Origin of the sequence: Paraburkholderia sp. SOS3 (genome assembly GCF_001922345.1) — a bacterium.
GTDB lineage: Bacteria > Pseudomonadota > Gammaproteobacteria > Burkholderiales > Burkholderiaceae > Paraburkholderia.
In genome coordinates, this window is record NZ_CP018812.1 from 1,479,520 (window position 1) to 1,503,017 (window position 23,498).

Consider the following 23,498-nt stretch of genomic DNA (forward strand, 5'->3'; position numbering starts at 1 on the left):
AAAGTGCGATCTCGCTAAACGTGGCGCGTTTTGTACAGAACCCGCGCTGACGGACCGCGACAATGACCTGCCCGTTTTGAATTCGCACGGGCCTTTTCATGAAGTCACGACGGAGAAGAGGAATGTCCAAACTGGAACAGGTCGACACGCTCATCCTCGGAAGCGGTCAGGGCGGCAAGCTGCTCGCGTGGCACCTCGGCAATGCGGGCCAGCGCGTCGCGGTGGTCGAGCGTCAATGGGTCGGCGGTTCGTGTCCGGCGGTCGCATGTCTGCCGAGCAAGAACGAAATCTGGAGTGCACGCGTCGCGCATGTCGCGCAGCATGCGGCCGAATTCGGCACGGTCACGGGCGCCGTGAAGACCGATCTCGCGAAGGTCCGGCAGCGCAAGCGCGAGATGATCGCGCGCGAAGACGCGGCGCATCTGGCGTTCTATCAATCGAGCGGGGCGGAACTGATCATGGGCCGCGGCCAGTTTGTCTCGCCAAAGACCATCGAAGTGACGCTCAACGAAGGCGGCACGCGCACGCTAAGCGGCACTCAGGTCGTGATCAACGTCGGCTCGCATGCGGCGATACCCGACATCGCCGGCCTCGCCGATGCGCAACCGCTTACGCATATCGAGGCGCTCGAACTCGATCAGTTACCCGAACATCTGATCGTGCTCGGCGGCGGCTATATCGGTATCGAAATGGCCCAGGCATTGCGGCGTTTCGGCAGCCGCGTAACGATCGTCGATCACAACCCGCATCTGATGCATCGCGAAGACGCCGATATCGCCGAGGAAGTGCAGAATATTCTGCGCGGCGAAGGCATCGAGCTGCTGCTCGATGCGCAGACCACGAAGGTGGCCGGGAAGTCGGGCAAGGACGTGCGTGTGACGGCGCGTGTGGGCGGCAGCGAAAGAACCGTCGAAGGCAGCCATCTGCTCGTTGCGACCGGGCGCATTCCGAACACGGCCGGTATCGGACTCGACCGGCTCGGCGTCGAACTCGACGAGCGCGGCTATATTCGCGTCAACGAGCGCCTGCAGACCAGTGCGCCGGACGTATGGGCGATCGGCGAATGCGCGGGCAGCCCGCACTTCACGCATGTCTCGGTCGACGACTTCCGCATCGTGCGCGACAACATGGCGGGCGGCACGCGCAGCACGCAGGACCGGCTCGTGCCGTACTGCATGTTCACCGATCCGCCGCTCGCGCATGTCGGCCTCAACGAACGCGAAGCCGCGCGCCGCGAGGTGCCGGTGCGCGTCGGCAAGCTGCCGATGGCGCACGTGCTGCGCGGCGAAGCGACCGATGAAAAGCTTGGCTTCATGAAGGTGCTGGTCGGCGACGACGATCGCATCGTCGGCTTCACGATGCTCGGTGCGGAAGCCGGCGAAGTGATGGCCGCGATGCAGACGGCGATGCTCGCGGGCCTGCCGTATCCGAAGCTGCGCGATGCGGTCATCGCACACCTCACCTATGCTGAAGGGCTCGGACGGTTACTCGGCAACGTGCCGGCGCGTGCGGGCTGAGCGTTCATCAACGCTTCACCGCGCGCGTGCAAGCTCCGCGTGATTCAAACCGGCCGGATCCGATTCGCTACAATAGCGCCGGCCATTCACGAGGAGAATCTGATGAAATTTGCATTGTGCGCGCTGACCGCCGCCGTTTTCGCCACCGCTGCCGGCAGCGCATGCGCGGCCCAGGGCTCGACCGAGAAGCTGCCGTCCGGCGTGACGGTCGAACATCTGACGCCGGGCAACGGTCCGCAGCCGACTGCCGCCGACGTCGTGCGCGTCAACTACCGCGGCACGCTGACCAACGGCACCGAGTTCGACAGCTCCGCGAAACACGGCGGCCCGGCCGAGTTTCCGCTGTCGCGCGTGATTCCGTGCTGGACGCAAGGCGTCGCGACGATGAAAGTCGGCGAGAAAGCGAAGCTCACGTGTCCGGCCGCAACCGCATATGGTTCGCGCGGCGTCGGCGTGATTCCGCCGAACAGCGACCTGATCTTCGAAGTCGAGCTGGTCGGCATCGTCAAGTAAGCCGGGCCGCGCTCGAGCGCGCTCATCTGTTCCGGTATTGCCGCAGTCGAATCCCACAGGCCGCATAAGCGTTGTGCAAGCAACGCTCATGCGGCCTTCATGCATCGGTCATCGACATCTCCGTCTGTGCGCGCCTGAATCCCCGTGAGCGCGCAGGCCGCGCGTGTTCCGTCCTGCGCAACACGGCGTGCGACGGGGCATACATCGAAAAACTCGTCTCGCGTGTTACTGTGAGCAGTCGCGCATCCGCGCGGCAGCTTGCCGCCGCGGCGATCATCGGGTGGGCTGCGGCCGGCGTCGTCGCACTCATCGCATGGAGGCGCCTTGGACCATCCTTTGATCATCGGCTATGCGATCCTTGCGGTCGATCTCGCGGTATGGCGATTCCGTCTGCCGGCGCACGAAGTCGCGCGGCTCGTCGTCCGGCTGCTGCTGTTCGCGGCGCTCAGCTATGTGCTCTTTGCGTCGGGCTTGAGCCCGTTTACTCAAGCGCCCGGCTTCGGCTCGATGTCGGAGCATGTGCTGGGGCAGGTGCTCGAAATCATCTGGTGGTTGATGGGCGCGCGCCTGCTCGGCCAGGCGCTCGACACGCTGCTGTTGCCGCGCGCGTGGCGCCGCCAGCGGCTCTTTCAGGACGTGTTCGGCGCACTCGTGTTTCTCGCGGCGATCGTCGCGTCGCTCGGCTTCGTGCTCGAGCTGCCGATACGCGGGCTCGTCGCGACCTCGGGCGCGCTGGCCATCGTGCTCGGTCTTGCGATCCAAAGCACCTTGAGCGACGTGTTCGCGGGCATCGTGCTCAATACGACCGAGCCGTATCAGATCGGCGACTGGGTGTCGGTCGACGATGTCGAAGGCCGCGTCGTCGAAATGAACTGGCGCGCCACGCATCTGCTGACCTCGCAGGGCAACGTCGTGATCGTCCCGAATGCGGTGGCCGCAAAAACGAAGATCACGAATAACAGCCGGCCCGGTGCGCTGCACGGCGTGAAGGTGAGCCTCGAAATTTCGCCGCAGGAGCGGCCCGCGACGGTGATCGGCGCGCTCGAACGGGCCGTGAGAAGCGTCACGTCGCTGATGTCGGACCCGGCGCCGTATGTGGCGGCCAAGCACAGCACCGTCAATTCGGTGCTCTACGAAGTGACCGGCTTCGTCGACGACATGGGCAAGAAGACGTCGGTCACCAACGAGCTACTCGATCTGTGCTACCGGCATCTCGCTTCCGCGGGGGTCGATTTGCGGCCGCTCAGCGTGCCGGCCGCGCCGGCGATGATCGACGATCCGCGCGAAGCGCTGCTGCGGCGTGTCGAACTGTTTTCGACCTTGAGCCGCGATGAATTGCACGATCTCGCGCCGCTTTTGACGCGCAAGGAATACGAAGCCGACGACGTTCTTTTGACCAGGGAAGTCGTGCCCGAGTGTCTGACGATCGTCGAATCGGGCATTCTGAGCGTGACGCTCGACGATGCGAACGGCGGCAAGATCGAAGTGTCGCGGCTTGGACCCGGCGACACGATGGGCGAACAGGGGCTGCTTGCGGGCATGCCGGTACGCGTCGAAGTATCCGCGTTGAGCCGCGTGGTCGTCTACCGGTTGAAGAAGGACGACCTGACGCCGCTGCTCAAGCGCAATCCCGATGTCGCGAGAGAAATGTGCGAACTGCTCGCGCGCCGGCAGGACAAGCTAAGCCGCATTTCATCGTCCGTGGCGCCCGCCGCGCATACGGAGCAAGGCGTGCTTCAGTGGCTGCTCGACGGCATGCGCAAGCTGCACGATCTGACGTTCTGAACCCACGCTGAGCCTGGGCGTGCCGCGTTACAGGTCGAGCACGAGCGGCGCATCGGCGGCAGCCTCCGTGCGCGCCGGCACCGCACAGCAAATCAGCGCTTTGGTTTCGCCGGCCGGGAATTCGGGCACGCTCGCATAAGCGACTGCGCCCTCGAGAATCGCGGTGCGGCACGTTCCGCAGCTACCGCCGCGGCAACTGAATTCCGGCGACAATCCTTGCGCTTCGGCCAATTCCAGCAGCGAACCGCTGGCCGGGCTCCATGTTGCCTGCTTGCCGGACTTCGCGAACACGACGCGCGTCGGTTCGGTCGCAGCCGCATGCCCGGCGACGGGTGGCGTCGTCGCGGCCGCGGCCTTTCCGTCATGCGTGCGCTCGAGCCCCGACGGTCCGAACGCTTCCGCATGAATCCGCTCGTCGGCGATATTGAGCTTGCGCAAGCCGTCGTACAGCGATTGCATGAACCCGGCCGGTCCGCACAGATAGAAATCGTAGTCGTCGAGCGGCAGCGTTGCGCGCAGCAGATCGAGGTCGATGCGCCCTCTGTGATCGAAGTCCTTGCCGCGGCGGCCGTCTTGCGGATCCGACACGACGCGAACCACCTGCACCGCGCCGCCGGACACGCTCGCGAGATAGTCGATTTCGCCGGTGAACGCGCGCTCGTGCAGCGTGCGCGCGGACTGGAACAGCCACGTGGGCCGCATGCGCCGCGTGCGCAGGCCTTCGTAGACGATATGGCGCAGCATCGCGACCATCGGTGTGATGCCGACACCGGCCGCGAGCAGCACGGCAGGGCGCTCTTCATGCGCATCGATCGTGAAGCGGCCCGCGGGCGCGCGCGCCTCGATCACGCTGCCCACGCGCAGCGTATCGTGCAGATGGCGCGAGACCACGCCTTCGCGTTTGACGCTGAGCCGATAGCCGCCGTCGGCCGGCCCCGATGAAATCGTGTATGTCCTGCGCACCGTCTTCGCTGTGCCCGCTGCATCTCGCGCATCCGATTGATCGGGCAGCGCGACGCGAATCGGCAGATATTGCCCGGCCTGATGCGGAATCACGCCGGCGCCGTCGACCGGTTCGAGATGAAACGACCGGATCGTCGTGCTTTCGTCGACGATTTGCGCGACCTTGAACGGCCGCCATGCATCGGCCAGCGCAGCCGCTTGCAGACGATGTTCGGCTTCGGTCCAATTGCCGGTCATCAGCGAGTTCAGCGACCAGCCGTCTTCGTTGAATACCCAGCGCAGCGGCAGCGCGCGCGGACGGTAAACCACGCGGCGCGGCTTCACGCGCCACAGCCGTTCGGCGCCCTGAAACGCGGCGATTTCCGCAGAATCGACGTCGACCGATGCGTCGCCCGTAATCTGCAGCAGGTCGCCGGTCGCGAAGTCGACGAACACGAGGCCCGCACGGCCGTTCGCGAGGATATTGCCGAGCGTCGCGAAAAACAGATTGCCCGCGAAGTCGGGAATGGTCAGCACGCCGTCCGCGCCGATGCGCACGAAGCCCGTGTTGCCGCCGCGATGCGACACGTCGACCTCGCGGCGCAAAACGGCAGCGGCGTGCCTGGCCTCGCTGTCCGGGATACTGCCCGCGATGCCGCGCCCGCTGCCGTCCGCATGGTGGTCCACATCGGCGCCGCCGCGGTCCGCATACGATGCAACAAAAAACGTATCGGCAGCTGCAATGATCTCGCGCGCGCGTTCGGTCAGTTCGTTGCCGATGACCGGCTCGGCGTCGGACGCCACCGCCGGCTCGCGCGTGAACGCGAAGTTGCGGATCTGGATGTACTGCGGGCAATTGCCGAAACTTTGCGCGACATCGACCGCGAAGCCGGCCGCACTCGACTCGCGCACGATGCCGTTCATCCGGTTGCGCCGGCGCGTATGCAGTTCGATGCCGAGCAGCGCCACGGCGGCGCCTTCGTGCACGCCGGCGGCGGCCGGGTCGCGCGGCTCCGGCATCGCGTCGACGCGCAGCCGGTGCGAATCGGGCGAATGCGCGAAGCCCGGCTTGCCCGCGACCAACGTGGCCCATACGTCGCCGTCGCGGTCCACGGAGCCGAGCGCGACGAACGGCAATTGAGCGAAAAACGCGCGATGCTGGTCAGGCATATGGTCGCGCACCACGCGCCGCCCGAGATCCTTCATCCGGTCGGCAACGCCGGCTTGCCGCTGCAGCGCGACTTCGCCCGCATGCCAGGTCGATCCGGGCTCATCGAGCAAAACGGGTGCGGACATGTCCATCATTACGCTCCTTCGCGGTTGCTTTCTTACTGCGTGGCCCTGAGTCCGGCCGGCGATTCCTTGAACGCGACGAAGCCAGGCAACGCCTGGATGCGCGCGAGCCATGCGAGCACCTGCGGGTAACCGGACAGATCGACGTTGCCTTCGGGCGCGCCGAAGACGTAGCTGTACAGCGCGATGTCGGCGATCGTCGGCGTCGCGCCGGTGATGAATGCGCGATCCGTCAGCGTCTCGTCGATCAGGCCCAGAACGCGGTGTGCGCGCGCAATCACTTCGTCGGCGTTGAAGGCGCGGCCGAATACCGTGATCAGACGCGCGGCGCACGGTCCGTAAGCAATCTCGCCCGCCGCCACCGACAGCCACCGTTGCACAGCGGCTTCGCCGGCCGGCGTCTGCGGCAGCCACTCGGTCTTGCCGAATTTGCGCACCGCGTAGATGAGAATCGCGTTCGAATCTGCAATCACCGTGTCCCCATCGATCAGCACGGGAATCTGTCCGAACGGGTTCAGCTTCAGGAATTCCGGCGATTTATGTTCGGCTTGCGCCAGATTCACTTCGGTCAGGTCATGCGGAATACCGAGCAGCGACAGACCCAGATGGGCGCGGTGCGAATGTCCGGACAATGGGTGGTAATACAGTTTCATGGGCGGTCTCGTGTCTGATGGAGGGTCCGGACAATCCGGATCGCTCGTATGCAGTGTAGGAACGGGGCGCGCAATTCTGAATACGCGGCGGGCCCAAAGCATTTTTCTCGTTACGAGAAGAATGCACGGGAAGCCTGTCGGGCGGGCGTGAGCGGCTTATCGCGGCCGGTTGCGGCCTATCACGGCCGATCACGGATGATCGCGGCAGGCCGCTGCCGCGCGTCTGAGCCGCGCGAGCATATCGATGATCCGTTCGGGCATGCCGCGGCGGGTCGCGCGCGGCTACACTCCAGGCGGGCTTGTTTATTCCTCGACGAGGCGTGGTTATCGATGAATCTCGGATTTGTTTCACTGCCGGCAGGGCCGTTGATCCTGTTTGCGAGCGTGCTCGCTGCACTGGCGGCCGGCCGATTTGCGACAAGACGCACAACGGGCGACGACGAGGGCGCCTCGGCCAGGATCGACCAGTCGATCTTCAACACGCTGATTGTCGGGCTCGTCGTGGCGCGGCTCGTGTTCGTCGGACGCTATCTGCCCGGCTATGAAGGCAGCATCGGCAAGATGCTCGATTTCCGCGATCTCGGTTTCGACCTGCTTGCAGGCGCCGCTGCCGGCGTATGCGTGCTCGCGTGGATCATGCTTCGCCGCCGCGCGTTGCGCAGGCCGCTGCTGATCGCGGTGGCGGCCGGTGTCGCGACCTGGAGCGCGGCGAGCGCGGCCGCTCAATTCGCGCAGGCGCCGCAAAGCGTGCCGCAGGTTTCGCTCGTCGACAGCGCCGGCCAGTTGCAGCCGCTCGCGCGCAACGACGGCAAACCGCTCGTCGTCAATCTGTGGGCGACGTGGTGCCCGCCGTGCCGCGCCGAGATGCCGGTGCTCGCGCGGGCGCAAGCCGATCACGCGCGCATCGACGTCGTGTTCGTGAATCAGGGCGAAGCGAAGGCGACGGTCGACGACTATCTCGACTCGCAAGGCATTCGTATCGCGAACTCGATGCTCGATCCGAACCTTGCGGTCGCGCGCGCGGTCGAAGCGGCCGGTTTTCCGACCACGCTCTTCTACGATGCGCGCGGCCGGCTGCTTGCGCGGCATCTCGGGCCGTTTTCGCGTGCGACGTTCGAAGCCGCGCTCGAACGGTTTTATCCTGCCGTGCCGGCCCAAAAGCAGGAGGCCGCGCGATGAACGGCTGCGGTGCGCCCGCGGTCGACGCGTGGCGGCACCGCGCAAGCCAGAAAGTGCGGCGGGTTGCGCTTGCCGCATCGGCCATGTTTTTCATCTACTCGTTGGAGCCTGTCATGACTGCCCGAGCCGACACACCCGATGCGAGTCCCGCATCGCTCGTCACGCTGCAAAGTCGATACGATTTCGCGACCACGGTCGCGCGTCTGCGCGACACGCTTGCGGCGCGCAGGCTCACGCTGTTCGCCGATATCGACCAGAGCGAAGCGGCTGCCGGCGTCGGCATGCCGTTGCGTCCCACGCGGCTCCTGCTGTTCGGCAATCCGAAAGCCGGCACGCCGGTGATGGCCGCGCACCCGCATGCGGCGCTCGAGTTGCCGCTCAGGGCCGTGGTGTGGGAAGACGCCGATCGGCATGTCCATATCGACTATCAGGATGTGACGAAGACGCTCGCCGCGTACGGCGTCGACGCGGCGCTGCTTGCGCCGCTGCAGCCGGTGCCGGCGTTGCTGCGCGCGGTGGCGGGGCAGTAGCGCATCGCGTGCGGCCCTGAACCGTCTGGCGGCGCGGGCGCCTGTGGCCTGTTGCGCGATCCGGGTTTCTGCGAACGCCGGGCGGGCCACTGACACGCCAGTGGCCCGATGATCGGTTCGCTGCGGCTGCTCTTCGCGCGGCATCGCTATCCGAAGTCGTTCAATTGCGACGTGAGTTCGTCGATGCGCCGATCGGCCCGCGCGATCGACTCGCGGATGTGATCGAGGTCCGCACTCGTTCCCGCGATACGCGAGCGCAAGGTGTCGATGTGCGTGTCGGCGTCGTCGATCAATCGCTGCAGCGATTGCATCGATGCGCGTCTTCGTTCGATCTGAAGCCTTGCCTGTTCCAACGCGGTCTGATACGAGGGATCGGCATTGCCACGCCCGATCTGTCGTGCGAAAAAATCGGACATGCCCTGCTGCAAGTCGATATCGTCGCGTAGCGATTGCTGATCGGCGCGCATCTGCTGCCGAAACGTTTCGTATCTGCCGGTCAGGTCGTACGTATCGCGAATGTTCTGCCGTGCGTCGAGGCGCCGGACTAGCAGATCGTCGAGTGTCGCTCGCGTCTCACGAAGATCGTTGTCTATCTGCGCGCGCGTGAGGAGCGGGCGTCCGGCCGGCAGGCCGACGTCGCGATGGACTTGCCATTCGCCCGCCCGGTCAGGCCGGATCGGGATGCCGGGTTTGGTTGGGTCCTGTGGCTGAACCACGCGCCACGTTCCGTTTGCCGGGTCGTTACGGATCGCGTAGTAGTGTTTTCCGACCGCTACATACTGTTGCCTCGACTCGTCCATCAGCACGTGGGCGTTCCGTGGATCGAATGTCAGGTTGCCGCGCGGCGCGCCGATGTATGCATCGGGCAGCGTGCCGCTGCGCGTGCCGGCGGTAGCCATCGGTGCAGCGGCCTGCCGTCCGGCGCCACGAAAGCTAGCCGCACGTTGCGGCCCGCTCGCAGCGGTCCCGGCATCGCGTGACCCATGTTCGGCTTGTGCCTCGTGACCACGCTCGACGCCTGGCGTGTCGATTCGACGCAGCGGCGCGGGAATTTCCGCCGAGCCTGTCCTGCCTGGCTCGACATGCACCTGACCATGCAACGGGGGAAGGACGATCATCGCGAGCGCTCCTGGAAAAGGCGCGCAAGCCCGTCGCGCGCCGTCGCAGGGCCGCGGCCGGCGCAATCGGTCGATCGCTGCGCGTTAGCGTGATTTACTCAGAGATTGGCGCGGCGATGTGGTGCTATGAGCGAGTGGGCGCACGATGCACGTGGCGCAACCGGGCGCGCCTGCGTATGCAACGCATTCAGAATTTCTCCGGTTCCTTTTCCCACGCGAGCTCGATCGCATGCAGCGCGCCGAGCACGATCGAGCGGTTGAGCGCCGCCGCGAGCGTGCCGTCGCGTTCCTCGTACGCCTCGCACAGCCGCTGATGATCGGCGCACGAGCGCTGCAAACGGCCCGGCAACGACGTGCTCAGATGGCGCAGCCGGTTCGTGCGCATCTTCAGCGTGTCGAGCACTTCCCTGAAAATGTTGTTGCGGCAGACGCGCAGTTCTTCGTCTCGAAATGCGACATTCGCCCAGAAATAGCCATCCACGTCGTCGCGCGCCGCAACGTCGGCGAGACGCTTGTGGGCGCGCCACAGTGCGGCGATGTCGTCGTCGGTAGCGTGTTCGACGATTGCGTAGGATACCTGTTCATACAGCACCGCGCGCAGCTGATAGATCTCGCGTACGTCCTTGATATCGAGTGTCGACACGCGCGGCCGGCGCCGCGGCGACCAGTCGACGAGCCCTTCGCGACTCAGCACGAAAAGCGCCTCGCGCACCGGGGTGCGGCTCACGCTGAAGCGCCTTGCGAGGTCCACCGAATTGAGGTCGTCGCCGGGCCTCAGGCGTCCTTCGATAATGCCGCGCGCGACCCAGTCGACGATTTCGGCCACGCGTGGCGAATCGGCTTCCTCAAGCGGCGTCGTACCCGTGGCGAGGCCCGCCGCCACGTTCCTGTCCCCATCCCTGACCATTGTCTGTTTCCTCGCTCGACTGGCGCCGATGCATTGCATGGGGCCAGATTCTAACAAACCAGCAACGGCCGCAGACACGCTTCCCGAGCGCTTGTCTCGACCGTTACGCACGTAAAGTGTGGACACTTCGCTAATGGATCGCTTGAGTTTACTAGAAAGTCGCCGCATAATGCATTTAAGTGTCGACACTAAAGTTTCTAAAAGCACACACTTCCCATTGGAAGACAGGAGACGTCGATGTATATGGATAAGGAGCTCGCCACCGCCGGGTACGGTCACGCGAGCGTTTCGGCGCGCCTCGACCGGCTGCCGCCCACGCGCTATTTCAGAGGGCTCGTGGCGCGCATCGCGGTCGGCGGCTGGTTCGAGTTCTACGAACTCTTCATGGCGGCGTATGTGTCGCTCGGCCTGATTCGCAGCGGCCTGTACCGGGCGACGACGGCCAGTCTGTTCGACGTCAACGGCTTTGCGAGTTTTCTCGGTTCGTTCTTTGCCGGCATGTTTCTGGGCACCGTCGCGCTTGGCGGGATCACGGACCGCTACGGACGGCGCGCGGTTTTTACGGCGGCGATGGTCATCTACTCGATCGCGACTTTCATTGCGGCCTTCCAGACTTCGCCGGAACTGCTCGACGTATGGCGTTTCGTCGCGGGCGCGGGCATCGGCGTGCAACTGCTGACGGTCGATACCTACATCTCGGAGCTCACGCCGTACAAGACGCGCGGCCGTTACATGGCGTTCAGCATTCTCGTGATTCTTACGTCGGTGCCGGTCGTCGCGGTGCTCGCGTATGCGCTCGTGCCGCGTACCGTGCTCGGCCTCGAGGGCTGGCGCTGGGTCATGATCATCGGTTCGGCCGGCGCGATCGCGATCTGGTTCGTGCGGCGCGGCCTGCCGGAGTCGCCGCGCTGGCTCGAAAGCAAGGGCCGCACTGAGGAAGCAGGCGCGATCGTCGATGCGATCGAAGCCCGCGTGGTCGCCGAAACGGGCCGGCCGCTCGCCGCGCCTAAGGCCGATGCCGCAAGGGCGGACGCGCGCGCCCCTGCATCGGACACGGACAAGGGGGCGTGGGCCGAGATGTGGAAGGGCCGCTATCTGCCGCGCACGATCATGCTGTCGCTGTTCAACTTCTGCCAGACCTTCGGCGTGTACGGCTTCGGCTCCTGGGTGCCGGTGCTGCTGTTTTCGAAGGGCATCACGATCACGCACTCGCTGCTCTACACGATGGTGATCGCGTTTGCGACGCCGCTCGGTGCGATCGGCGCAATGATTTTTGCGGAACGGCTCGAGCGCAAATGGCAGCTGGTGGGCTGCGCGTTCGTCGTGGCGGTGGCCGGCGTGCTGTTCGGCCAGGCGCGCGAGCCCGCGTTGATCCTGATCTGTGGCAGCGCGGTGACGGTCGCGAATAACTGGCTGATCGGCATTTTCCACACGTACCAGGCCGAGCTGTATCCGACCCGCATCCGCGCCCGCGCGGTCGGCTTCGTGTTCAGCTGGAGCCGGGTCAGTTCGATTTTCGTGGGGTTCTGGGTGGCGGCCTTGCTCAAGCAGTCGGGCGTGACCGCCGTGTTCGTGCTGATTTCGTCAGCCATGTTAGTGATCGTCGTGATGGTCGGCGTGCTCGGCCCGAAGACCAACGGCGTTCGTCTCGAGGAGTTGTCTCAATGAGTTTTGCCGCCGCCGCATTCGCGCAGGGCCTTTACGCGCTCGCGCAGCGTCCGCTGCGCGCCGACGTCCAACGGGAGGCCCGGCGTTCGTTCATCAATGTGGTCGGAACGTCGATCGGCGCGTCGCGTCATCCGGGCGTCGATGCGATTCTCGGGGCCGCGCGCGACTTGCGCGTGGCCGCGCTCGCGCCGGTGCCGGGCCGCACCGAACGCGTCGATGTGCATTTCTCGGCGCTGGCGACCGGCTTTGCCGGCCATCTCGACGATTTCGACGACACGCATCTCGCGACCGTGATTCACCCGGCCGCGTCGGTGCTCGCGGTGCTGACCGCGCTCGCGCCCGAAACGAAGCCGACCGGCGCCGCGGCGCTAAGCGCATTCGCGCTCGGCTGCGAGGCGCAACTGCGCGTCGGCGTATCGATCTCGCCGGAGCATTACGACCGCGGCTGGCACATCACGGGTACCTGCGGCGTGATCGGTTGCGCGTTCACGGCGGGCCTGCTGCTCGGCCTCGACGAAGCGCAACTCGCGGACGCGGTCGGCATCGCCGCCTCGATGTTCGTCGGCCATCGCGAGGCGTTCGGCACGATGACGAAGCCCTATCACCCGGGCAAGGCAGCGTCGAACGGTATCGCGGCTGCGCGTCTCGCGAAGACGGGACAACGCGCGCAGGCCGATATCTTCGAAGCGCAAGGCGGCTATTCGCATTCGATGTCGACCAAAGTCGATTTCGATCTGATGATCGGTGCATTCGGCGAGCGCTGGGAACTGCTGTTCAATACGTACAAGCCGTATCCGTGCGGCATCGTCGCGCATCCGGCGATCGATGGCGGTCTCGCGCTGTCGGAAAAGATTTCGAACCCGGCCGACATCGAGGCGATCGCGCTGCGTTGCCATCCGCTCGTACCGGAGCTGATGGGCAACCCGCAGCCGAAGGACGGCTTGCAGGCGCGCTTCAGTGCCATTCACGGCGTGGCTGCCGCGTTGTGCGACAAGGTGGTCGGCATCGCGCAGTACGAAGATGCGCGCGTTGTGCAGGACGACGTCAGGTCCGTGCGTGCAAAAACGACGCTAGCGCCCGATGCGTCGGTGAACCGCGACGAAGTGTTCATCGAAGCGCGCCTGAAGAATGGCACGAGCGTCAAACATCACGTCGAGCATGCGCGCGGTAGTCTCGCGCGCCCGCTCACCGACGACGAACTGCTGAACAAGGTTCGTCTGCTGGTCGATCCGCTGCTTGGCAACGGCACTGCGCAGAAGCTCGCGGCGCTTGTCGATGGTCTTGCCGACGCGGCGAACCTCGATGGACTTTTCGCGCTTTGCACCACGACGAAGGAATCGAATCATGCATAACCCTGCTGCTCACTCCGCCGTATCCGACGCGCTGGTCCGGTTCGCGTCGGGCCCGCTCACCGAACGCGGCGCGCGCGCCGTCGCTGCCGCGGCGCGTGCCGTCGGGCATGCGCGTTCGAAGGTCGCGTCGCTGAACCAGGCGGGCCGGCAGACCGCCGCGCTGCTGCAATCGCAGGGCAGCGGACCGAACGACACGCGCGTGCAATCGTGGGCGCTCGGTGCGACGCTCGCGAACGAGGCGTCCGCGACCGAGGCGACGCCGGTGCTGGCCGCCGTCGTCGCCATCGGCGAACTGATGTCGGCTGATGCCGACGATCTCGCGGCCGCCGCCGCGGTCGGCATCGAAGCCGCGCTGCGCATCCGCCATGCGGTGGACAGCGACGAGTTTCGCGCGCGCTGGAACGTTGCATCGGCGCTCGGCGTGCTCGGCGCCGTGCTCGCGGTCGCGCGCATCCTGAAACTCGACGAAACGCGCACGCGCAACGCGCTCGGGATCGCGGCGACGCAAGCGGCGGGACTTGCCCATAACGCGGGGCTGCCGCTCGCGGGGCTCGAGGTCGGCAAGGCGGCCGCCGATGCGATCGAGGCCGCGCTGATGGCGAAGCATGGCTTCACGAGCGCGCCCGCTTCGATCGACGGCCGGCGCGGTTTCGCCGCGCTGATGGCGTACCGGTTCGATGCGGCGGCGATCACCGAGGGTCTCGGCGACGAGTGGCTGTCGGCTCAGTGAGTCGTGCATGGCCCATGCGTGAGCCGTACTTGCGCTGCGCATGAGCTGTGCTCGCCGCCGCGCGATCAGCGCGCTGAGAAGGGCTCCAGCGTGACGGACACGACATGCGAATGCCAGAAGCCGCACCTGGCGATCGCCGGCACCCACGCGTTGCGCTTGCGGGTTCTCGCCGAGCCGTGAATCGTCACGGTCGAATCGACCTGCGATGGGCGCGGCTCGGCGGTACCGGGCTGCGAAGCGCTTTGTGGCACGCTCTGCGGGATGCTCTGCGCGAGGTCTTGTGCGGTGCTTTGCGCGGGGATTTGTGCAGCGCTTTGCGTGGCGGAAGCCTGCGTGCTGGCGTCCACGTCGCGAATCTTCGCCTTCAGCAGACGCACGTCGGGTGCGAGAAACGTGTCGTAGCGTGTTGCAGTGCGGATCCAGCGGTCGATTTCCGCGATGCAATTGATGACCGCCGGGCGGACGTTGATGTGGGTGAGATAGGCGTAGTCCTCGGGAATCGCATCCTGGGCATGCGAGGACGCGGCCTGGAGAATCAGCAGAGCGCCGGTAAGGGCGATGGGAACGACAAATCCTTTCATGACGGGTAAGAGAGGCGAGTGAGACGGTTGAATCCATGAATACCGCGCAGCCGCGACGACTGGACGGTGTCGCGCTGTGCGTAGCGGTTGTGTGTCGATTTGTATGGCGGTTTGTCGCGCATTGGACGATGTGGCCAGCTAATATGGTGAAAGTTCCGCTGCCGCCGCGCATTATGCAATGAGAAGCCGCCTTCCATTTTTCAATCTGCTCGCCGCACTGGGCCTTGTCATGTTGGTTGCGACGGCCTGTTCGAACAAGGACAGCGTATTTTCGAGGCCGCCTGCGTGGACCGTGCGTTCGCATGCGACGGTCGCGGCGGTCGCCGACTGTATCGCGGCGAAGTGGCAAGCCAGCGCGCGCCATCTGCATCGTGTGCGCCGCGACAAGGTCGTCATGCTGCAGGCGCAATCGTTCTTTAGCGGCGTGCGGATCGGAGTGAGGCTCAGGCCCGGTTCGGGTGCGACGCTCGTTCAATTCTTCGAGCGGCGTGTCGCAGACCCGCTTTACGCGGCGATGGTGCGCGCCTGCACGCTGCCCGCCGCAACGATCGCGCCGGCCAGCGTTAAGCGAAGCCGGTAGCCTTTGCGCGGCACGCGGCCTGCCGCGTTTAGCTTGGGCGCTCGATGCGCGTTTGATACCCTATCCCGTCTTCCACCATCGTTCAGCCTTGCAGCCATGCCGGATTCCTGGAAGCGACGCCCTGTTGCGCGCACCGCTCGAGTAGGGCATGCCTACCCGAAGGGGCGCTCTGCCATCGTAGCGGCCGCATTCGCTGCGGCGTTTGTCGCGCTCCTGCTGCGAGCGTTCTGGGTCCAGTGTGTCGACTATGGTTTCTACCAGTGGCAGGGCAACTTGCGGCAGATGCGCGATTTGCAGATTCATGCGGTGCGCGGGCGGTTGCTCGACCGCGACGGCCACCCGCTCGCATTGAGTCTGCCGACGCGCACGCTCTGGATCGATTCGAGCGACGTCGCCGAGGTGCCGGCCGGCAAGATCCCGGCGGTCGCGTCGATGCTGGGGCTCGACGCCGCACACGTGCGTGCGCTGTTCGACGCGCGTCGCCCGTTTGCGTATCTCAAACGCCAGGTGCCCGACGCGGTCGCGCAACGCGCGATGCGTCTCGATGTGCCGGGGCTCTATATGGCGCGCGACTATCGCCGCTTCTATCCGGAAGGCGGCATTGCGGCCCATGTGACGGGCTTCGCCGGCGTCGACGGTATCGGGCAGGAAGGCATGGAGCGTGTCGATAACCGGCTTTTGACGGGCGTCGACGGCAATCGGCGCGTGGTGCGCGACGCGCGAGGGCGCGTCATCGAGACGGTCTCGCTCGTCAAGGCGAAGGCGGGCCGCGATGTGCGGCTGTCGATCGATCAGGCGATCCAGTACGAAGCCTTCAAAGCAGTCAAGGAGGCGGTGCAGGGCAGCGGCGCGCGCGCGGGCTCGGCGGTCGTGCTCGATGCGCACACCGGTGAAATTCTCGCGCTCGCCAACTGGCCGACCTACGATCCGAACCGCCGTTCGGCACGCCGCGGCGACGGGCTGCGCGACCGCGCGGTGACCGATGTGTTCGAGCCCGGTTCGGTCCTGAAGCCATTTACGATCGCGCTCGCGCTGCAGCACGGTGTGGTCGGGCCGCGGTCGATCGTGCCGACGGACGGCGGGCGCTTGCGCCTCGACGGCGCCGTGATTCACGACGATAAAAACTTCGGCACGCTCACTGTCTCGCAGGTCATCCAGAAATCGAGCAACGTGGGCACGACGAAGATCGCGCTGCTGCTGTCGCCGCGCGACATGTGGACCAATTTTCGCGCGGTCGGGCTCGGACGCGCGCCGGTTGCGGGGTTGCCCGGCGCGGCGGCGGGCACCCTGCGGCCTTACGCACACTGGCGGCGCATCGAACAGGCCACGATGTCGTACGGGTATGGGTTGTCGGCCTCGTTGCTGCAGCTCGCGCAGGCCTACACCGCCTTCGCCAACGACGGCGTGTTCGTGCCCGCATCGATACGTCCGGCGGGCCCCGCGCCCGTGCACGGGCGGCGCATCTACCGCGCAAGCGTCGCGCGCGACGTGAGGGCGATGCTTGCGACCGTGGTCTCCGCGGACGGCACGGCGCCCGAGGCGTCCGTGCCAGGCTACACGGCGGCGGGGAAAACGGGCACCGCGTATCGCTGGACACGGCACGGCTACGACCATAGCGCGTACCGTGCGTCGTTCGTCGGCATGGTGCCTGCCGACGCGCCGCGCGTCGTTATCGCGGTCTCGATCGACCGGCCGCGGCGCGGCTCGCACTTCGGCGGCGCGGTCTCCGGCCCCGTGTTCTCGGCTATCGCGGCGCGGACGATGCGCATTCTGAACGTGATGCCCGACGATCCCGGCGATCACTTCGTCTCGGCGGCGAGCGCTCCGGCGACATAAGCGCTGCGCGGCATCGATCGCGTTGCCCGACACGCGCGCATGCAATTGGGGACAGTAGTATTGCGCTGGATTTTAAGCCTCGTTTAAGTTTCACTTAAGATTCGCACCTTACGGTTTGGCTTCCCCGACCTCATGGCCCAGCCAGCCTCTCCATGCCGTCGAAACCATTCAGTCGATTCGCCGCGCACGTTATTCACGCGTGCGTGCAGCGCGAATAGGGCAGCGCGATCGCCGCTACACGCCGATACGCACCTGCCGCACAAGCAGGTTCGTCAATTCCGCTTCCTGTTTTTCCGCCTTCTTTTCCATGCCTTTTCCCGTAGTGGCAGCGCTTTCGACGCGCGCCAGCAAGGTTTTATTTGTTTGTGCGATCACTTCGGCCTGTGCAGCGTGGCTGATGACCGAACCGTTTTCCGTGTCTCATACGCGGCCGCTCGCCGGGAGCGACGAGGCGGACGCGTTGCCGGCCCAGCCGATGAGCCGCGACGCCGATGCGTCGCGCGCGGCGCGAACGGCCGCTGCGTCGAGCGAGGCGGCCGTTGCGGCTGCGGCCGACACTGCATCGAGCGCGGCGCCGGCCGCGAACAGTGCAAATGGCGCAAGTGGTGCAAGTGGTGCAATAGGCGCCACCGCCGCGCCGCCGCCGATGACGGTTCGCACCGTACCCTTGCAAACGAGCTTCGACGACGCGATGCAACTGCTCGGCGTCGACGCGCGCACGGCATCGCTGCTCGAGCGTTCGTATTCTGGCGTGATCGATTTTCGCCGCGATCTGCGGCACGGCGATACGGTTAGCGTGGTGCTTGCGCCGTCTGCGGCGGGCGGGTCCAAAGAAGCCGCGAAGGGCGAGCCGCTCGCGGTGCGTGTGCAGCGCGGCGATGCTTCGCACGATCTGTTCCTGCACCGCAACCTGCAGGGCAAGCCGTTTTACTACACGAAGAGCGGCACGAGCGCGACGCCGTCGTTTGCGCGCTTTCCGGTGGCGTACACGCGCGTGTCGTCGGGCTTCGCGCTGCGGCGCCTCGACCCGGTGACGCACCGCTGGCAGAGCCACGACGGCGTCGATCTCGCGGCCCCGACGGGTACGCCCGTGCACGCGACGGCGCGCGGCACCGTCTCGTTTATCGGCCATGAGCGCGGCTACGGCCGCATCGTCGTGCTCGATAACGTGCCGCCGTATCAAACCGCGTTTGCGCACCTGTCGCGTTTCGCGAAGGGCTTGCATCGCGGCAGCCGCGTGCATCGCGGACAGGTGATCGGCTATGTCGGCTCGAGCGGATGGGCCACGGGGCCGCATCTGCATTTCGAGGTGCGGGTCGACGACGTGCCGCGCGACCCGCTCACGGTCGCCTTGCCCGGCAACGGCTCGGGGCTGCATGGCGACGAGCGCAAGCGTTTCGCCGCGCAGGCGCAGCGCCTGTCCGCGCTGCTATGAGGGGCGGCGCGCTACGTTCTGTTCCGGCTGTCCCGCCGTGGCTGCCTGTGCTGCGCGCGCCGCACATGCGGCAGCTTCTCACGGCCGTCGTGATCCTCGCGTGCCTCGTTCCCGCGCTCGCACTCGCGAAGCGCGCGGCGCCGCGGCCGGCCGTGCTGGCCCGCGCGGCGATGGTCGTCGATCTCGCGAGCGGCAGGACGCTCTACGCGAAACATGCCGACGAACGGTTGCCGATCGCGTCGCTGACCAAGCTGCTGACCGCGATGGTCGTGCTCGATTCGAAGCGCTCGCTGCTGCGTCCGGCGCGCATCACGCACGACGACGTCGACCGTCTGAAATGGTCGCGCTCGCGTCTGCCCGTGGGCTCGCTGCTGTTGCGCAAGACCATGCTGCATATCGCGCTGATGTCGTCGGAGAACCGTGCGGCGTTTGCGTTGAGCCGCGACTATGCGGGCGGGCGCGGCGGCTTCGTGCGGGCGATGAACCGCACGGCGCGGCGGCTGCATATGTCGCGCAGCCATTTCGTGGATCCGACCGGGCTCTCGCCGCGCAATGTCTCGACGGCGCGCGATCTCACGCGGCTTGCGCGCGCCGCGTATCGCTACGCGAAGATCCGCAAGTACTCGACATCGAAGGGGCAGCTTGTGCTCGGCGGCGCAGGCCCGCTCATGTATCACAACACCGACCCGCTCGTGCGCCGCGCATCGTGGCATGTCGGCCTGCAGAAGACCGGCTTTACGAACGAGGCCGGCCATTGCCTCGTCATCGTCACGCGGGTGCGCGGACGCGCGATGCTGATCGTGCTGCTCGGCGACCCGACCCCGACCGCGCACTTCCAGGATGCAATCGATCTGCGGCGCTGGCTGCTCGGCAGACCGTGGACGCACGCAACGCACAGAATGACGCGCAAACGCCGCTAGGCCGTGGCGGCAACATAGCAACACCTCGTTTCCCGTTTCTCCCCAACGGGCGGCTCCAATGAAGGGAATGAACGATCCGTGCCGCGCGTTCTATTGATTGCGCGGTTTCGGTAACGTCGGTTCGCTCGAATTCGTCCGGGACCGATGCCGATGTCATGTCGATGCTGACCGGACCGCCTTATCAGCCTTCGAGGAGCAAACGAGATCATGCAAGCCTGTACCGCGGCCCGTGCCCGCCTGTCTTCCGATTTAAACCGTTTCGACAATTTCGATATCGATCATTCACCGGCGCGCCATCCGGCGAGGCGTCGCCGCGTGTTCGCGCGCGGCACGCTCGCCGCGCTTGGCATCGGCATCGGCATCGCATTCGCGGGCACGGCTTTCGCACAACAGCCCGCTTCGGGCATCAAGGTCGAAACCCTGCTCAAGACCGAAAAATCGTGGGACGGCACGCGCTACAAGGCATATCCGTCCGGGCAGCCGCAATTGTCGGTGCTGAAGATCGAGATTCCCGCGCATTCGGTGCTGCCGTGGCACACGCATCCGATGCCGAACGCGGGCTATGTGGTGTCCGGCGAGATCACCGTTGAAAAAGAGGACGGCGAGAAACAGACGGTCAAAGCCGGGCAGGTCTTGCCCGAAACGGTGGGCAGCGTCCATCGCGGTGTAACCGGTGATAGCCCCGTTACGCTGATCGTGTTCTATGCAGGCGCCGACGGGATGCCGCTTTCCCAGCATCCGTGAAGCGGTTTCGCGAATAATAGCGGGTCCGACGGTTCCGTATCGATTGCACTCGATCGCAGATCGGTGGCTATTGCGCGGCCCGCCGGCGAGACTTTGTCTGTTACTCGTCTATAAGCGACCCTCACCGGAGAAGAAATGACTGGCAAGACGGCTCAAGCACGACCGCTCGCCGCTGCGCGCTTCGCGCTCGCGGCGGCTGCGGCACTGGCGCTGTGGCAAGCGGCACCGCGCGCAGCGCATGCGGATACGACGCTGCTCAATGTGTCGTACGACGTGGCGCGCGAACTGTACAAGGACATCGACCCGGCCTTCACCGCCGAATACAAACAGAAGACGGGCGAGACCGTCGACGTGCGCCAGTCGCACGGTGCCTCGAGCGCGCAGGCGTTGTCGGTGCTGCAGGGCCTGCCGGCCGACGTCGTGACGATGAACCAGCAGAACGATATCGATCTGCTCGCGCAGCAGGGGCATTTGCTGCCCGAGAACTGGCGTACGCGCCTGCCGCACGACAGCGCACCGTATACGACGACGATGGTGTTCCTCGTGCGCAAGGGCAATCCAAAACACATTCAGGATTGGGACGATCTGGCAAAGCCGGGCATGCAGGTTGTGATTCCGAATCCGAAGACGGCCGGCAACGGACGCTACACGTACCTGGCCGCGTGGGGATACAAGAAGCTGCACGGCGCAACCGATGCGCAGGCGCTCGACTTCGAGAAAGCGATCTTCCGCAATGTGCCCGTGCTCGATACCGGCGGACGCGGCGCGACGACAACCTTCACGCAGCGCGGCATCGGCGATGTGCTCGTGACCTTCGAAAACGAGGTGGCGCTGATCGATAGCGGCGTGGGCGGCGGCGGTTTCGATGTCGTCTATCCGTCGATGAGCATTCTGGCGGCGCCGCCCGTTGCCGTGGTCGACAAGGTGGTCGACAAGCGCGGCACGCGCAAGGAAGCGCAGGCGTTCGTCGACTTCCTGTATTCGCCTGCCGCGCAGGAAATCATGGCGAAGCATCACTTGCGGCCGACCGACGCGTCGGTGCTCGCGAAGCATGCAAACGAGTTCAAGCCGATCAAAACTTTCACGGTCGAGCAGGTATTCGGCAACTGGCAGAACGCGCAGAAGGTGCATTTTGCCGATGGCGGCACGTTCGATCGGATCATCGTCGACCGGAAGTAGCTGCCGATCGACTCATCGCCCGCCTCCGTCTCCTTCCGTCTCCTTCAGTCTTCTTCTGCCCCTTCGTTGCGCGGGCCCACCGCTTGCGCAGCGACTCCACATCGATTTCGCCTCGACCTGACGCGCGTGCGGAACTAATCCGGCGCGCCTTCAATCACCTACTACTTTCAGACCTTGAACGACTGACGCCCTTCCGGACATAAGCGATTCATGGTGCATGACTTTCGTCCGCCCCGCCGGATCCTCGCATCAGATTGTTCGACCGTGAAGTGTCGGGCACGAGTGCGTTCCATCAGGAGAGTCACTTCGTCATGACAACGGAAACCAAAGTCTCGATTTGCTTGCCGACGTTTCAGCGTCCCGATCTGATCGTCCAGTGTCTCGATTCGTGTCTTGCGCAGACGCACCCGAATATCGAAGTGCTGATCGGCGACGATTCGAAAGACGACCGCACCAGACAGCTGATCGAAACGCGCTACGCTGGCGAGCCGCGCATCCGTTACAGGAAACACGAGCCATCGCTGAAACAGCCGCGCAATATCGCAAGCCTGTTCGCACGCGCAACCGGCGACAAGATCGTGCTGATTCACGACGACGACTATCTCGCGCACGACTGCATCGACCGTCTGCTGCGCGCATGGGCGCTGAGCCCCGCGATCGAGGTCGCGTTCGGCGATCAGTACGAGGTGGACGAGGCCGGCAAGATCGACATCGAAGGCAGCGCACGGCTCAATGTCGCGTATTTCCGCACGGCCGGCGCGCAAGGCCTGCAACCACTGCCGGGGCGCACCGGCGTGATCCAGATGCTGCCGAACAACGGCTGGATGGCGAACGCCGATCTCGTCAAGCGCATCAGCTACAAGGAGCGCTACGGTCTGGGCTGCGAATATGTGTTCGGCACGCAGCTATGCCTCGCGGCGCGCGGCGTGTACTACCTCAAGGAGTATGTGTCGTACTGCCGGAAGACGAATGTGTCGATCACGACCACGACGCGTGCTTCGATGGGCGCGGCGACCATGCATGCCTACGATTTTCTCGTGCACCTGGCGTTGCCGCCGCCGCTCGAGCCCGCGCGCCGTGTCGCGTTGCGGCGCATGGTGCCGATCGTCGTGTCGATCTACTCGAAGAACGGCGCACCCATGCGCGCGTTGCGCGTCGCGCTCACGCATCTGTATGCCTACCGCTACGGCTTCGACCGGCGGCTGTATTTCCACCTCGCGAGGATTGCCGTCGCGTCGCTGAAGCCGGGCCACGGCGTGCCGCAGCGCGCCGATTGAAGTCAGCCCTTGTTGAAGCGCGCAAGGAACTGCTGCGCGCGCGGCGACTTCGGCGCACCGAAAAACGCCTCGGGCGGCGCGCTCTCGACAACCTGGCCGCCGTCCATAAACACGACGCGTGTCGCGACCTGGCGCGCGAACTCCATCTCGTGCGTGACGATGATCATCGTCGCGCCTTCGGCGGCAAGCGATTTCATGACCGCGAGCACCTCGCCGACGAGCTCCGGGTCGAGCGCGCTAGTCGGCTCGTCGAAGAGCAGCACGTCGGGTTTCATCGCCAGCGCGCGTGCGATGCCGACGCGCTGCTTCTGGCCGCCCGACAGCCGTGACGGAAACTGATCGCGCTTGTCGGCGAGGCCCACGCGCGCGAGCAGCGCTTCGGCCTCGGCGCGCACGCTTGCACGGTCGCGCTTCAACACGTGCAGCGGCGCTTCCATCACGTTCTCGAGCACGGTCAGATGCGGCCATAGCGCAAAGTGCTGAAATACCATGCCGATTTTCGCGCGCATCTGGGCGAGGTCCGCATCGCTCATCTTGATGCGCGTGTTGTCGCGCACGCCCATGCGCTTGCCGGAAATATGCACGCTGCCCGCATCGGGCGTCTCGAGCCAGTTGATGCAGCGAAGCAGCGTGGATTTGCCGCAGCCGGACGGCCCGAGCAGGCAGATCGTTTCGCCTTGCGCGACATGCAGCGACACGTCGCGCAAGACGTGATTGCTGCCGAACGACTTCGAGATGCCGCTTAGCATCACGACCGGG

At 65.5% G+C, this 23,498-nt stretch carries 21 protein-coding genes; 15 read left to right on the plus strand and 6 right to left on the minus strand.

From position 1 onward, the window contains the following. Positions 1–122 precede the first annotated feature (122 nt). The 3 genes from BTO02_RS26605 to BTO02_RS26620 all read left to right on the plus strand — a co-directional run bounded on the left by BTO02_RS26605 (position 123) and on the right by BTO02_RS26620 (position 3,815). On the plus strand, positions 123–1,517 hold the full coding sequence (locus BTO02_RS26605) for an FAD-dependent oxidoreductase (protein ID WP_075160123.1): 1,395 nt from the start codon (positions 123–125) through the stop codon (positions 1,515–1,517). Positions 1,518–1,619: 102 nt separating this feature from the next. Then, positions 1,620–2,030, plus strand: coding sequence for an FKBP-type peptidyl-prolyl cis-trans isomerase (locus tag BTO02_RS26610; RefSeq protein WP_075160124.1), 411 nt, complete (start codon positions 1,620–1,622; stop codon positions 2,028–2,030). A gap of 324 nt (positions 2,031–2,354) precedes the next feature. After that, positions 2,355–3,815 (plus strand): mechanosensitive ion channel family protein, encoded by a 1,461-nt coding sequence (locus BTO02_RS26620; protein WP_075160126.1) that lies wholly within the window; start codon positions 2,355–2,357, stop codon positions 3,813–3,815. 27 nt (positions 3,816–3,842) lie between these two features. On the opposite strand, the gene BTO02_RS26625 is transcribed toward BTO02_RS26620, so the two are convergent. Beyond that, positions 3,843–6,053, minus strand: coding sequence for a 2Fe-2S iron-sulfur cluster-binding protein (locus tag BTO02_RS26625; protein WP_075161411.1), 2,211 nt, complete (start codon positions 6,051–6,053; stop codon positions 3,843–3,845). A 32-nt stretch (positions 6,054–6,085) separates the two neighbouring features. After that, positions 6,086–6,703, minus strand: a complete 618-nt coding sequence (locus BTO02_RS26630; protein ID WP_075160127.1) for a glutathione S-transferase family protein — start codon at positions 6,701–6,703, stop codon at positions 6,086–6,088. 195 nt (positions 6,704–6,898) lie between these two features. Here BTO02_RS26630 and BTO02_RS26635 point away from each other — a divergent pair, with 195 nt between their 5' ends. Beyond that, positions 6,899–7,882, plus strand: a complete 984-nt coding sequence (locus BTO02_RS26635) for a TlpA family protein disulfide reductase (protein WP_232243685.1) — start codon at positions 6,899–6,901, stop codon at positions 7,880–7,882. Next, complete coding sequence (locus BTO02_RS26640) at positions 7,879–8,412, plus strand: DUF302 domain-containing protein (RefSeq protein ID WP_232243686.1); 534 nt, start codon at positions 7,879–7,881, stop codon at positions 8,410–8,412. Before BTO02_RS26635 ends, BTO02_RS26640 begins: the two co-directional genes overlap by 4 nt. A 146-nt stretch (positions 8,413–8,558) precedes the next feature. Here BTO02_RS26640 and BTO02_RS26645 read toward each other — a convergent pair whose 3' ends face one another. Next, a complete protein-coding gene (locus BTO02_RS26645) occupies positions 8,559–9,530 on the minus strand; it encodes a hypothetical protein (protein WP_156883994.1) in 972 nt (323 codons plus the stop codon). Between the two features lie 187 nt (positions 9,531–9,717). Further along, positions 9,718–10,437: a GntR family transcriptional regulator gene (locus BTO02_RS26655; RefSeq protein ID WP_075160130.1), complete on the minus strand. Its 720-nt coding sequence runs from the start codon at positions 10,435–10,437 to the stop codon at positions 9,718–9,720. Between the two features lie 237 nt (positions 10,438–10,674). Here BTO02_RS26655 and BTO02_RS26660 point away from each other — a divergent pair, with 237 nt between their 5' ends. From BTO02_RS26660 to BTO02_RS26670, 3 genes are read left to right on the plus strand one after another with little or no spacing between them, the layout of a single operon-like run. After that, positions 10,675–12,105: an MFS transporter gene (locus tag BTO02_RS26660; RefSeq protein WP_075160131.1), complete on the plus strand. Its 1,431-nt coding sequence runs from the start codon at positions 10,675–10,677 to the stop codon at positions 12,103–12,105. Further along, positions 12,102–13,457 carry an MmgE/PrpD family protein gene (locus tag BTO02_RS26665; RefSeq protein WP_075160132.1) on the plus strand — a complete coding sequence of 452 codons (1,356 nt, stop codon included), beginning with the start codon at positions 12,102–12,104 and terminating at the stop codon, positions 13,455–13,457. The genes BTO02_RS26660 and BTO02_RS26665 overlap by 4 nt, the downstream gene beginning before the upstream one ends. Further along, positions 13,450–14,187, plus strand: a complete 738-nt coding sequence (locus BTO02_RS26670; protein WP_075160133.1) for an MmgE/PrpD family protein — start codon at positions 13,450–13,452, stop codon at positions 14,185–14,187. Before BTO02_RS26665 ends, BTO02_RS26670 begins: the two co-directional genes overlap by 8 nt. A 65-nt stretch (positions 14,188–14,252) precedes the next feature. On the opposite strand, the gene BTO02_RS26675 is transcribed toward BTO02_RS26670, so the two are convergent. Then, positions 14,253–14,768, minus strand: coding sequence for a BspC domain-containing protein (locus BTO02_RS26675; RefSeq protein WP_075160134.1), 516 nt, complete (start codon positions 14,766–14,768; stop codon positions 14,253–14,255). Positions 14,769–14,946: 178 nt separating this feature from the next. Between BTO02_RS26675 and BTO02_RS26680 the strand changes: the two genes are divergently transcribed. From BTO02_RS26680 to BTO02_RS26710, 7 genes are all read left to right on the plus strand, one after another. After that, positions 14,947–15,348 carry a hypothetical protein gene (locus BTO02_RS26680; protein WP_075160135.1) on the plus strand — a complete coding sequence of 134 codons (402 nt, stop codon included), beginning with the start codon at positions 14,947–14,949 and terminating at the stop codon, positions 15,346–15,348. A 96-nt stretch (positions 15,349–15,444) separates the two neighbouring features. Beyond that, entirely contained in the window at positions 15,445–17,184 is a 1,740-nt protein-coding gene (locus BTO02_RS26685; protein WP_083615393.1) for a peptidoglycan D,D-transpeptidase FtsI family protein, read from the plus strand. Positions 17,185–17,581: 397 nt separating this feature from the next. Further along, entirely contained in the window at positions 17,582–18,619 is a 1,038-nt protein-coding gene (locus tag BTO02_RS26690; protein ID WP_075160136.1) for a M23 family metallopeptidase, read from the plus strand. A 65-nt stretch (positions 18,620–18,684) separates the two neighbouring features. After that, positions 18,685–19,539, plus strand: coding sequence for a D-alanyl-D-alanine carboxypeptidase family protein (locus BTO02_RS26695; protein ID WP_075161415.1), 855 nt, complete (start codon positions 18,685–18,687; stop codon positions 19,537–19,539). 207 nt (positions 19,540–19,746) lie between these two features. Then, entirely contained in the window at positions 19,747–20,283 is a 537-nt protein-coding gene (locus BTO02_RS26700) for a cupin domain-containing protein (RefSeq protein ID WP_083615394.1), read from the plus strand. A gap of 135 nt (positions 20,284–20,418) precedes the next feature. Then, a complete protein-coding gene (locus BTO02_RS26705; RefSeq protein WP_075160137.1) occupies positions 20,419–21,462 on the plus strand; it encodes a sulfate ABC transporter substrate-binding protein in 1,044 nt (347 codons plus the stop codon). 311 nt (positions 21,463–21,773) lie between these two features. Continuing rightward, complete coding sequence (locus BTO02_RS26710) at positions 21,774–22,739, plus strand: glycosyltransferase family 2 protein (protein WP_075161417.1); 966 nt, start codon at positions 21,774–21,776, stop codon at positions 22,737–22,739. A gap of 2 nt (positions 22,740–22,741) precedes the next feature. On the opposite strand, the gene BTO02_RS26715 is transcribed toward BTO02_RS26710, so the two are convergent. Continuing rightward, complete coding sequence (locus BTO02_RS26715; protein WP_083615526.1) at positions 22,742–23,488, minus strand: amino acid ABC transporter ATP-binding protein; 747 nt, start codon at positions 23,486–23,488, stop codon at positions 22,742–22,744. Positions 23,489–23,498 lie beyond the last annotated feature (10 nt).